Raw genomic sequence first — 11,663 nt, 5'->3', positions numbered from 1 at the left:
GGATGGGTTCATGAGGGAAACCCGAGCGACGGCCCACGGGTTGCGAACCGCCATCGAGCGCAGCGGTTACTACCCGGCCCTGGTCGCGGAAGCGGTGGAGTCGGCCATCGGCTCTGAGCCGGTGCTCGCCTACGTGGTGCACCACGAGGCGACGTTCGACCCCGCGATGGAGGTCCGGCGGCATGTGACCGTGCTGGTGCTGTCGGCCAGCCGGCTGCTGGTCTGCCATACCGACGAGCACCCGCCGGGCGAGGGCATGGCGCAACCGCACGCCTCCACCACCACCGAGGCCGTCAAGCTGGGCCGGGTCCAGTCGGTCGCGGTGACGCGGGTGGTCCCCGACCCCGCCTCGTACGTGCCGGGGGTGCCGCCGACCGAGGTGGTGCTGACCATCGGCTGGGGCGCGATCGCCCACATCGACCTGGAACCCGCGACCTGCGGCGACGAGAACTGCGAGGCCGACCACGGCTACACCGGCAGCGTGACCGCCGACGACCTGTCCCTGCGTGTCAGCGAGGCCGCTGACGGCGCCGACGCGGTCTCCCAGGTGCTGGCCTTCGCCGAGGCGCTGTCGTCCGCCACGGCGAATTGAGCGCGTCGCCGCCGCCCGTTCCGGTCCCGCGGTACGGGGCGGGCGCGCTGGCCGACCTGCCGCCTTCGGTGCTGGCGGGGCTGGGGGTGCCGGGCACGCGGAACGTGCTGGCACTGCCGCGCCTGCCGCGGGCGTGCGTGCTGATCATCGATGGGCTGGGCTGGGAGCTGCTCAGGGCCCATCCGGAGGACGCCCCGTTCCTCGCCTCGCTGCCGGGCGGGCCGCTGACCGCCGGCTTCCCCGCCACCACCGTGGCCAGCCTGGGGTCGCTGGCGACAGGGCTGCCGCCCGGCGGGCACGGGCTGCTGGGCGTCCAGGTGGCGATCCCCGGGGCCGGACGGCTCCTCAACTGCCTGCGCTGGAAGGACCCGGACATCGATCCGGAAACGTTCCAGCCCGCGCCGACCGTGTACCAGAAGGCGGCCGCGGACGGCGTGAACGTCTCGTACGTCGCGCTGGGCTTCTACCGCAACACCGGTCTCAGCATCGCCACGGCGCGCGGCGCCACGTACCGTCCCGCCGAGGACATGGGCGAGCTCGTCGGGCGGACGCGGCAGGCGCTCCGGGAGGGCGACCGCTCGTTCGTGACCGTCTACCACGCCGATCTCGACGCGACCGGGCACCGTTACGGCTCGGGCTCGGCCGACTGGCGGTTCCAGCTGCGCTTCGTCGATCTGCTCGCCGAACGGATCGCGTCGGTGCTGCCTCCGGGCACGGGCCTCTACATCACCGCCGATCACGGCATGGTCGACCCGACCGAACGGGTGGACTTCGACGAGGTGCCCGAGCTCCAGGCGGGGGTCGCCATGCTCGGCGGGGACGCCCGGTGCCGCTACGTGTACGCCCGGGAGGGCGCGGCGGGGGACGTCCTGGCGACCTGGCGCGAGCTCCTCGGCGACCGGGCGTGGGTCTACTCGCGCGCGGACGCGGTCGCGGAGGGCTGGTTCGGGCCGGTCGAGCCGGACATGCTGGCCCGCATCGGCGACGTGATCGCCGTGCCGTACGCCGACATGGCGATCATCGCGAGCCGCCTCGAACCCTTCGCCTCGCTGATGACCGGAATGCACGGCTCGCTCGTCCCGGCCGAACAACTCGTCCCCCTGCTGCGCGTCGCCCGAGAGTAGGGCGATCGCTGGGGCGGGCGCGTCCGGTGATCGCTCGCGGGCTCACCCTGGTCGGGCGGCGGCGGACGGCGGCGGGCGGCGGTTGCTGGGGGGTGACCATGGAGGTCGCGTCGGGTGATTGCCCGCGCGGGCGCGCCAGGGATTGGTGGCGGTCCTCGCGGGTCGCCGCGGAATGCGCCGCGGCCGGTGATGTCGCGCGTACGCTGGGCAACGTGACGATGCCGAGGCGAAGCTTGTCCTTTGGGAGGGGGCTGGGGTGAGGGGTGTAGCGGGAGGGAACGACGCCGCGCCTCTCCCGAATCCGGGCGCCGACGGTCAGACTGGCGATGTGCACCCTCTCATCGATGTGTCCGCACTCGCCCGGTTGCTCCACGCGGCTCCGCCGCCGATCCTGCTCGACGTACGGTGGCATCTGTCCGGACCTCCCGGGATCGACTCCTACCGGCGGGGCCATCTGCCCGGTGCGGTCTTCGTCGATCTCGACCGGGACGTGGCCGGGCCGCCCGGCCCGGCCGGCCGGCATCCTCTCCCTGCCGTGGCCGACTTCGAGTCGGCGATGCGGCGTGCCGGGGTCTCCGCCGACCGGCTGGTGGTCGTCTATGACGATGCCGACTCGACCGCCGCCGCCCGGGTCTGGTGGTCGTTGCGCTACTTCGGGCATGAACGCGTCCGGGTGCTGGACGGCGGTTACCACGCGTGGACCGAGGCCGGACGCGCTGTCACGACCGAGGAGCCCGCGGTGAAGCCGGGTGACTTCATCGCCCAGGCCGGGCGCCTGCCGCTTCTGGACGCCGAGGGCGCGGCCGCGCTGGCCAAGTCGGGCGTGCTGCTCGACGCCCGCGCGGCCGAACGTTACCGGGGCGAGACGGAGCCCATCGATCCCCTCGCGGGCCACATCCCGGGTGCCGTCAACGCCCCCACGCTCGGCAACGTGGGCGTCGACGGGCGCTTTCTGCCGTCGGAACTGCTCCGGGAACGGTTCGCCCAACTCGGTGCGACCGACGCGGCGGACGTGGGCGTCTACTGCGGCTCGGGGGTGACGGCGGCGCACGAGATCCTCGCCCTCACGGTCGCGGGCGTGCCCGCCGCGCTCTACGTGGGTTCGTGGTCCAACTGGGTGAGTGATCCCACAAACCCCGTGGCCACGGGCGAGTCAGGAGCTCACGGTCACTAAACTCGTCCACCATGCGGCGGTGGTCCATCCCTTTTGCGAAAGGTCTGCTCGCCTGCCTTCTGGCGGTCTGCACCGCGCTCCCGGCCTCCGCAGTCCAGGCCTCCGAGGTCCAGGCATTCACAGCCCCGGCCTCCGAGGTCCAGGCCTCCACTGCTCAGGCCTCCGCGTCGCGAAGGTGGCCCGCGTCGCGAAGGTGGCCCGCGTCGCCAAGGTCGCCCGCGTCGCCAAGATCGGCTGCGTTGGCCGCGTCGCCGGCGGACCGGTTCGCCGCGCTCCTGCGGCATGATCCCGTCTACGTCACCGACCACGCCCCGAGAGCCCTTCCCGCGGACGCCGCCGCGCGCATCAAGCGGTCCGTCGCACGGCTCGGCGTGCCCGCGTTCGTCGTGGTCACGCCCATCCTGCCCGGAGAGGACAGCGACGCTGAGGACCTCATCTCGCTCCTCCGCGACCGCCTCGGCAAGGACGGGATCTACGTCGTCGTGAGCCCGAACGGCAGCGGCGGCGAGGCACGGCAGTTCGGCAGCGGCAGGGCCCTGAACGCCGACGACGCGTGGATAGCCGCGGATCTGGAGATGCCCTACGACGCGGGCGCCGTCGCGGTGATCGACCGCTTCGTGGAGATCGCCTCGTCCGGCAAGGCGCGTGAACGCCGCGACAACCTGCGGCCCCGCCCGCCCTCCCGGCTGAGGATCGGCCTGGACGCCCACGACCGGGCGCAACGCCGCGCGGAGCAGCGCGAGCACCTGGCCTTCGGGGCCGGCGCCGCGCTGGGCGGATTCCCGGTCCTCGGCCTCCTGGTCTGGCGCCGCCGTCGAAAGACGTCCCGATGATCGCCTGCAAGCGGACGGCCGCCCTGGTGGCAGCGACGTTCGCCCTCCTGCTCCTTGTCCTCGCGGCACCAGGCCTGGCCAGCGAGCCTCGTCCGGGGGTGAGCTACCCGCCGGGGGCTGATCGGCGGCTGGTACGGGTCGTCGCGGCGCTTGAGCGGGATCCGTTGTTCGTCGACCCCGACCTCTCGCACGCCCTCGGCAAGGCGGACCGCGCCCGGCTCAAGGCGTCCATGGCGACCGCGAGCCGTGAGTTCGGCACGCCGGTCTTCGTCATCGTGATCCCGAACCCCCGCGAATCCGAGTCGCAGGGGCGGAACGAGGCGCTGCTCTTCGCCCTGCGCGAGCGGCTGCGGCGCGACGGCTTCTACCTGATGGCGGACGCGCGGGGCTCGCTGGAGGCGGCGTCGTTCAACGTTCCGCGGTACTTCGGCTCCCCGGATCCCGGCTCCCCGCCCGACTCGGAACGCCCGCTCGCCGGGCTCGCGGGCAGGCTCGTCAAGCGCCTCGACGAGAGCCGGACGGCCAGGACCGCGCCGCCCACGATGCCGAACCTCTGGACCCCGCCAGACCCGTTCGGCCAAGAGAACCAGTTGTCGACGCCCGAAGCCGAGTTCAAGTCGCCGTTCCTGCTGGGGCTGCTGCTCGTCGGGCCCCTCGCCGCCCTCGCCCTCTACTGGGCCGGCCGCGGAGTGATCGCGTTCGGTTCGGCCGGGCCGAGGAGGGGGAGCGGGAAGGAAACGTTCGCCAACGCGCCCACCAAGCCGACCACGCGGTGGCTTCGCCGCACCGGAGCGGCCGAGCTGGGACGTCTGCGCAGGAAGCTTCCGGAAGCCGAAGGCAACCGAGGCCACACCTACGCCGCCTCCGCGTTCGACGCCGCCCAGATCCTCTACGACGAGGCGGGCGGCGACCGTGACCGGACGCTCGACCTGGTCGGAGTGATCGTCCTGGCTCGCCAGGGGCAGGCGGCCCTCAAGCACCAGACCGCGACCCCGCTTGCGCCCTGCTTCGTGAATCCCCTGCACGGGCCGTCCCACGCCCACCGGGTGACCCCGCTCGTCCCGGATCGGCGTCCGCTGTGCGCGTCCTGCGCCAAGAGGCCCGCGAAGGATCTCCCCGGCCAGGTCCTCCAGGTCCCGGGGCCGGACGGGCCGCGGCCGCATCACAAGGTGCCCGGCGTCTGGCGTGACACGGCGTTCGGCGCCAAGGACAAGGACTTCGTCCCCCGCGTTCTGGAGTATCTCGGTGTCGACTGAACCCTCCGCCGGCGAACGGCTGGCCACGGCGCTGCGGCGTTCGCCCATTTACGTGGATCCCTCGCTCGCCAGCGCCATGCCCAAGGCCGAGCGCACCCGCCTCCTCGCCAAGCTCCGGAAGGCCCCGGCGCCGATCTACGTGCTGCTCGTGCCGCTGGTCAAGGGCGGTACCTGGACCGACCCGGATCAGCTCGCCGGCGTCGTCCACGGCAGGCTCGGCCGCGACGGGATCTTCATCACGCTCGACGACGATCCGGACGATCTGGCCGCGCGCGAATGGGGCGGCGACCACCAGGCGCGGGACGCGGCGTGGGCGGCCGGCCTCGACGACGCCCTGCGCGACGCCACCCTCGCGACGAAGCTCGCGCACACCGTCGACCTGATCATCGCCGGTACGGGGACTCAGGAGTACAAGCGGATCTCCGCCGAGATCGACCGCCGTTACGGCAGCCGTCGCCCGGCGCCCGCGCGGTCGCCCGCCCCCGCCGCCCGGAAGGAGGGCGGCGCCGACCTCGCCCTCCCGCTGACCGCCGCGGGCGTGGCCGTGGCCGGTGGCCTGGCCGGTCTCCTGCTCTGGCGCCGCCGCCGGGTGACCGCGGTCGAACGCGCCGGAAACGGTCTTCTTCTGCCCCGGGCGGTCTTCGCCACCGCCAGCCGCGCCTCCGAGGACCAGCTCCGCGAGCAGGCGTCCCACGAGGTCATCACGTTCGGCGAGCTCCTCGACGACGTGAACGTCACGGGCGAACGCGCGAACGCCCTCATGACCCGCGCCCTGGACGCCTACCAGGCGGCGGGCAAGGTTCTCGACTCGGCCACCGGCGTGCCCGACCTCGCGGGCGTCCTGGTCCTCGTCGACCAGGGCCGCGACGCCCTCGCCTCCGCCCGCGCCGTCTCCGGAGGCGGCAAGGAGATCCCGGTCAGCCCCCTCTGCTTCTTCAACCCCCTCCACGGCGACGCCGTCGTCGATCTCGACTGGCGCCCGGTCGGCACGCGCAACCGCCTGCGGATCACGTCGTGCCGGGCCTGCGCCAAGGCCGCCCGCGCCAGGAAGACCCCCGAGACGCTCATGGACGGCGGCGTCCCCTACTACGAGGCCGCCGGAGTCTGGGCCGAGACGGGCTACGGCCACCTGCGCGACGACCTGATCGAACGCGTCCAGCGCGGCGACCGGAAGAAATCCTGAGCCGGCCGTCGATTCCGGCGGCTCCCGTTCGACCTCTCCATAAAGGCACCGCACAAGGAGAGACATGGACATCCTCGCCGCACTCAAGGCCGAGCGCCTCAGCATCGCCGACTTCCTCGACGGCCTCGACGACCACGAATGGGACGTGGCCTCCCTCTGCGACGGATGGACCGTGCGCGACGTGGCCGCCCACCTGACGATGTCCACCCGCACGACCCTCGGCGGAACGATCAAGGGTGTGATCCGGGCGCGCGGCGACTGGAACCGCATGACCGCCGACGAGGCGCGGCGGCTCGCCGCCCGCCACACACGCGCCGAGCTCATCGCCCAGATCCGCGAGACCGCGGGCTCGGACCGCCGCGCCCCCGGCGCGGGCCCCCTCGACCCGCTCGTCGACTTCCTCGTGCACGGCCAGGACATCGCCCGCCCGCTGGGCCGTTCCCGGACGATGCCCATCGAGCCGGCGGTGGCGGCGCTCGGACACGTCCACGGCAGCGCGTTCTACGGGGCCCGCAAGCGTCTCCGCGGCCTCAAGCTGATCGCCACGGATGCCGACTGGCAGGCAGGCGAAGGCCCGGACGAGGTCCGGGGCTCGGCCGCGGACCTGCTCCTCCTGGCCACCGGTCGTGCCTCCGCCGTGCCCCATCTCATTCCCTGACCGCGGTCAACGTCTCCGGGCCCTAGGCTCGGGTCACGATGAACGAGATCGAGGAGATCATCAGGCGGCTGCCCGAGCTGGAGCGGGTGGGCGAGATCTGGGAGATCGCGGACCGGCGGGTCGAGGCCGGGGACGCCGCGTTCGTCGCGGACCTGGGCATCGCGTCACATCAGGCTGCCGAGGCCGACTGGCGGGTGTGGCAGTTCGGCAGCGTCCTCGACCATGCGCTGAGGCTGCTGGCCTCCACGCCCGGCCGGGCCAATGTCGAGCAAGTCGTGCGCCTGGACGCGGAGACCGGCGGCCAGGACGCGACGACCAGCGGCCAGGGGCGTGCCCGGTATCTGGCGTCCGTCCTCAGTTCGAACCAGTCGCCGGGGGATCTGGCGGTGCTCTTCGACGGCGATGCGACGGACGCCTCCGAAGAGCTGCGCGCCTGTCTGACCCACGAGCTGGTTCTGCGAGGCGAAGAGGTGGCGCAGCTCCCAGGGATCTCAGCTTGGGCGACGTCGCCGCACTGGCAAGACCACCCGTTGAGGTGGCTGCCGTTGAGCCGCTCGGCAGCGGAACGGAATCCAGGCCTGCCGCGCTACAACGCTCACGGTGCGAGCGCTTCGCTTCCCTTCGGCCCCTCGGATCAACCGGACACGCAACTGCCGGGCACCACCTCGCTCGTCGCCTCCGAGGTCATGACGCCGGCCAGAGAGACGGCGATGACCAGGGCAGTCGCCAAGTGGGCGGAGGCGTCGAACGGTCGTGCCGAGGCAAGGGTCTTCGACGTGGACGCCCCGATCGAGTCGCCTCGCGACCTCCTGGGCGGCTTGGGCCTGGCCTGCCTCGAAGGGCTCGGCCAACGGCCGGGGTTGTCCGTCGCTCCCTGTCCTGTGGCCCGCGCCTGGCAGATCCTTTTCGCGGCCGCATCGATGGGAGGCGCTTACCCCTCCGGGGTTCACGGCGCCTACGGCAGGCTGGCGGCCTGGCAGTCCTTGGCAGGTATGGCCGGTGCCGCGGAGGACGCTCCCTTCGACGAGGTCGAGCGCCTTGTGAACGCGTGCACGTGGTACACGTTCGAGACCCGGACGGGCTGGTTCGAGCAGGTCGCGTGGGACATCGGCCTGGTGGCGACAGAGCCGGGAGCCCGCCGCCTGGCCGTCCTCGCGGCCACCGACACCGACTAGAAGCCGCCAACCGTCAGCTGTCAGCCGCTCCCGAAGCACTGGAAGCCCGTGATGCCGGGGGTGCGGGGAGCGGCGGCGAGGGCCCGGGCGGGGGAGTCGCCCGCTGCGAGGGCCTGGTGGAAGGCGAGCATGAACGGGGGTGTCGCCTCGTCCCGGACGGGGGTGACGCTGGCGATCACGGTCGCGGTGCCGAGGGCCAGGAGGGTGCCGACCATTCCGGTGACGGAGTCGGTTTCGACCCGGCCCAGGTCGCAGGCCGAGAGGACGACGATGTGCGGTGGGGCTTCCAGTTCCTCCAGGTCGTAGCCCATCAGGGGACCGTCCGCGAGGTGCAGGCGCGAGAAGAGGGCGTTGCCGTCGCGGAATTCGCCGTGGGCGGCGAGGTGCGCGAGGCCTGCGTGGTTGAGAGCGGCCCGCACGTCCTCGGCACGGCCGGGCGTGCGGGCGGCGGGGTGGAGCTGGCGGAGCGCACGGATCTCTGCGGCGGCGTGCGTGAGGTTGGGCCCGTGGGTCAGAACCACGTGATTTCCAGTCGGGCGTTGGCGGTGGGCAAGCAGCCATGAGGTGGCTGAGGGGACGACCGTGAACGGACGATAGGCAAGGGAGGGCAGGGCGGCCCAAGGGAGTGTGTGCAGGGCGCCGGCCGGGGCAATGACGGGCTCCCGGTCAGCGACAGCGGCGCAGAGAGGGCCTATGAGGAGCTTTTCCAGGTGGATCGCTGCCTGGGCCAGGCTGGTCTGGGCTTGGTCGTCATGAGGGGCGGCGGCCAGACGGCGGCTCGCGGCGCGAATCAGGTTGGTGTGGACGGTGACCTCAGCGAACGTGCCCAGGTGGTGGCGTCGGGGACGGCCGCCGGAGACGGTGACCGCATGGAGGTCCGCCCCGATTTGGACGTACTCCACGAGCGCGCGGTCGCCGAGGGCGCTGATCACCGCGGGAAGGCCCGGGTTGTACGAGGGATGCGTGACGGAGCGGCGCCGCGTCGTCGTGCGGATCTTGGATTCGAGCTCGTCGAGACGCGTCGAAGAGGGCGACCGGCCTCCGGCGGTCAGTGTGGTGTGGCGGGCACTGGTCTCGCGGAGCTCGGTGAGGAGCGCGGCCCGTTCGGGATCGGCGGTCCGGGCGGTGAGGGGGAGCCGTGCCAGGCCACGCCGGCGTTCTTCCGCGGTGAGGAGTTCGCGTGCGGAGCGGGCGAGGTGGTGGCCGAGTGCGGCGAGCTCGGAGCCCAGCCCTGCCGCCCGCGCCCGGAGGTCTGCCGCGCCCAAGGCATCGGCGTGTTCTTCAAGTACGTGAAGCCCAGACCAGACGGCGCTGAGAGCACCCGGCCGGTCATGGCGTGCCCACCGTTCGAGGGCGATCGCGTGGTAGGCGGCCGCTCGCAGTGAAGCGGGCCCGTTCGTGCTCGCCCGGCTTAGCGGGGCCAGGAGGTGGCCCGCCGGGCGCTTGAGGTGGAGGGCCACGCGGGCCGCGATGATGCGGGCCTCGGCGGACGCCTCCAGCCAGCCCCCGCGTTCGAGGCGCTCGGCGGTGGCGGTGGCCGTGCGGAGCAGCACCGTCGAACGGTCGCCCTCGGCCCAGCGGGCGCGCAGGAGAAGGTGCTCGGCGAGGAGCATCCAGCCGGTCCGTTCCTGTGCGGCGAACGCGGCGCGGGCCCGTTCCGCCGTGGCCGCGGCGCGTTCGGGATCCCCGTCGGAGAGCTCGGCGTGCGCGAGGAGGAGCAGGCCGTCCGCCACGTCGCAGGCGTAACCGTGGGCCGCCGCGTCCGCCAAGGCCGTGCCGAGGAGCGGCCGGGCCTCGGCAGGGAATCCGGCTCCGATGAGGGTCTCCGCTTGGTCGAGACGTGTCTGGGCCAGGCGTTCTCCCGTCAGGTCAGGCTCGGCCTCGGCATAGAGCCTCAACGCGCGGGAGACGTTGCCGCGCCGGGAGACGACGTAGGCGAGGTTCGCCCGGGCCATCGCGGTCTGGTGCTGGAGACGGGCCTCCGAACCGACGGCGACCGCTTCGGCCAGGAGGGACTCGGCCAGGGGCAGATCGGCGTGGAGCGCGCGGGCCAGACCCAGGTTGGTGAGGAGGCCGATCAACGTGACCGGATCGCCGCCCGAACGGAGCCGGGGCAACGCGGGGGCGGCGGCCGCGTGCGCCTCGGCCAGCCGTCCCGCACGTGCCAGCGCGCCGGCGAGGTTGGCGGCGAGCCGGTCCGCGTCCTCTCCCGCGAGAACGCCTTCGGCTCGGGCCGCCGCCGCGAGCGCGTCCGGGATGTCGCCGCGAGCGGCCAGCAGACCCACGAGGTTCATGCGGATCTGAGCGGCCGCGTAAGAACGCCCCGATGACTCCGCTTCGGCGAGAGCCTGGTCGAGATGGTGGAGCCCCTCGTCGAGGAGACCCAGTTCGTTCGCCGCGAGAGCCGCCGCGCGCAGCACCAGCGGGCGATCGTCGGTGGACGGGAGGAGGGCCAGCGCGCGGGCGTGCGCGGCGGAGGGATCGGTCACCGCGAGACGCAGGAGATCGGTCAAAGCCGCACCCAGCTCGTCACGATGGACGTGGCGTCGGAGAGCCGGAATTCGAGGCTGACCAGGCCCTCCGGGATCACGGGGAGCACGAACTGGCCGGCCCGGTCCGTCCGGGCGGACAACTCTTCGTGCGCATGGACGAGATGGCGGACGCGCACGTGGGCGTCGGCGGCCGGAACGAGCCGCCCGGTGAGTTCGCGGCCGGTGCCGTCCGTCCCGGTCACCTCGATCTCCACGGCCAGCTCGGCACCGGCGAACGTCAGCAGGCGGGTCACGGCGCCCCGGGCATCCGCGCCCCGAACATCCGCGCCCCGAACGTCCGTGCCCCGAACGTCCGTGCCGAGGGGGCGGCTGCGGTCGTCGGCGAGTTCGGCGAGCACGGCGCCCGGCCGGCGCCAGGTGATCGCCGAACGCCCGGCGGCGAGGACGTCCGCCGGGATCGGGTCGAGAGCGTGGAACGCGGCGCGCAGGTGGACGAGGAGCTCGGCTTCGTTCATCGCGGCAACCTCCGCTGCAGGGTGTCCAGGCAGCGGGCGCGCGTCGGGCCGATGCTGCCGATGGGGATGTCGAGCGCGGCGGCCAGTTCGGCGTAGCTCGGCGCGAGGGCGAGCATGCGCAGCAGGACCTGGCAGCGGCGGGGCAACGCCCGCAGGGCCGCGGCGACGTCACCCAGGCGTTCGCGGGCGAGCAGGATCTGCTCGGGCGGGGGAGCGGCGTCCTCGTGGACGTCGTACGGGAGCCGCCGGGCGCCGCCGCGCTGGGCGGCGCGCAGGCTCTCGCGGCGGGCGGTGGTCGCGAGCCAGCCGCCCACGGCGCCCGGCTCGGTGACCTGGTCGATGCGCTCGATCAGGCGCAGCCAGGTCAGCTGCACGACGTCACCGCCGTCGGCCTCGTCCAGGCCGTACGAGCGCGCGATCGACCAGAGCAGCCCGCTGTACCGGTCGACCAGCCGGCCCCAGGCGGCGCCGTCCCCGTCGCGCGCCCGGACGACCAGTTCGGCCGTCTCCTCTTCCGGGCCCTCGTCCCGTTCCGCTGCCCGTCCCTCGTCCAGGGCCATCGCCGTCTCCTCGCGAGGCCCCCCGCTGATCGACGACCCTAGGGGCGCGGCGCCGTCGTGTCAGTGCGGCGACGCGCACGGTTACCGCTTCGCCGCCGTGC

Annotated in this window: 11 protein-coding genes; 8 read left to right on the top strand and 3 right to left on the bottom strand. The window is 73.2% G+C overall.

The genetic code is table 11. The annotated features are described in order from the left end of the window. Positions 1–10: 10 nt before the first annotated feature. The 8 genes from ACGFNU_RS28595 (at position 11) to ACGFNU_RS28560 (ending at position 7,995) form a co-directional block, all read left to right on the top strand. A complete protein-coding gene (locus tag ACGFNU_RS28595) occupies positions 11–592 on the top strand; it encodes a DUF5998 family protein (protein WP_151563482.1) in 582 nt (193 codons plus the stop codon). After that, positions 589–1,716, top strand: coding sequence for an alkaline phosphatase family protein (locus ACGFNU_RS28590; RefSeq protein ID WP_392598455.1), 1,128 nt, complete (start codon positions 589–591; stop codon positions 1,714–1,716). The genes ACGFNU_RS28595 and ACGFNU_RS28590 overlap by 4 nt, the downstream gene beginning before the upstream one ends. A gap of 328 nt (positions 1,717–2,044) precedes the next feature. Continuing rightward, complete coding sequence (locus ACGFNU_RS28585) at positions 2,045–2,890, top strand: sulfurtransferase (protein WP_392598453.1); 846 nt, start codon at positions 2,045–2,047, stop codon at positions 2,888–2,890. A 239-nt stretch (positions 2,891–3,129) separates the two neighbouring features. Continuing rightward, positions 3,130–3,723, top strand: coding sequence for a hypothetical protein (locus ACGFNU_RS28580; protein WP_392598451.1), 594 nt, complete (start codon positions 3,130–3,132; stop codon positions 3,721–3,723). Then, positions 3,720–4,979: a hypothetical protein gene (locus ACGFNU_RS28575; RefSeq protein ID WP_392598450.1), complete on the top strand. Its 1,260-nt coding sequence runs from the start codon at positions 3,720–3,722 to the stop codon at positions 4,977–4,979. The genes ACGFNU_RS28580 and ACGFNU_RS28575 overlap by 4 nt, the downstream gene beginning before the upstream one ends. Next, entirely contained in the window at positions 4,969–6,162 is a 1,194-nt protein-coding gene (locus tag ACGFNU_RS28570; protein ID WP_392598448.1) for a hypothetical protein, read from the top strand. Before ACGFNU_RS28575 ends, ACGFNU_RS28570 begins: the two co-directional genes overlap by 11 nt. A gap of 64 nt (positions 6,163–6,226) precedes the next feature. Further along, a complete protein-coding gene (locus tag ACGFNU_RS28565) occupies positions 6,227–6,820 on the top strand; it encodes a maleylpyruvate isomerase family mycothiol-dependent enzyme (protein ID WP_392598446.1) in 594 nt (197 codons plus the stop codon). A 38-nt stretch (positions 6,821–6,858) separates the two neighbouring features. Further along, a complete protein-coding gene (locus tag ACGFNU_RS28560) occupies positions 6,859–7,995 on the top strand; it encodes a DUF6183 family protein (RefSeq protein ID WP_392598444.1) in 1,137 nt (378 codons plus the stop codon). Positions 7,996–8,015: 20 nt separating this feature from the next. Here ACGFNU_RS28560 and ACGFNU_RS28555 read toward each other — a convergent pair whose 3' ends face one another. Genes ACGFNU_RS28555 through ACGFNU_RS28545 form a run of 3 tightly spaced genes read right to left on the bottom strand, consistent with a single transcriptional unit; the run spans position 8,016 to position 11,562 of the window. After that, positions 8,016–10,508: a CHAT domain-containing protein gene (locus ACGFNU_RS28555; protein ID WP_392598442.1), complete on the bottom strand. Its 2,493-nt coding sequence runs from the start codon at positions 10,506–10,508 to the stop codon at positions 8,016–8,018. Next, entirely contained in the window at positions 10,505–11,002 is a 498-nt protein-coding gene (locus ACGFNU_RS28550) for a hypothetical protein (RefSeq protein WP_392598441.1), read from the bottom strand. Before ACGFNU_RS28550 ends, ACGFNU_RS28555 begins: the two co-directional genes overlap by 4 nt. Continuing rightward, a complete protein-coding gene (locus ACGFNU_RS28545) occupies positions 10,999–11,562 on the bottom strand; it encodes an RNA polymerase sigma factor (protein ID WP_392598439.1) in 564 nt (187 codons plus the stop codon). Before ACGFNU_RS28545 ends, ACGFNU_RS28550 begins: the two co-directional genes overlap by 4 nt. Positions 11,563–11,663: the final 101 nt, after the last annotated feature.

The sequence above is a fragment of the Spirillospora sp. NPDC048911 genome (assembly GCF_043198015.1).
Lineage (GTDB): Bacteria > Actinomycetota > Actinomycetes > Streptosporangiales > Streptosporangiaceae > Spirillospora.
Note: the sequence above shows the minus strand (reverse complement) of the source record. Positions and strands in the feature narration are given on the sequence as shown.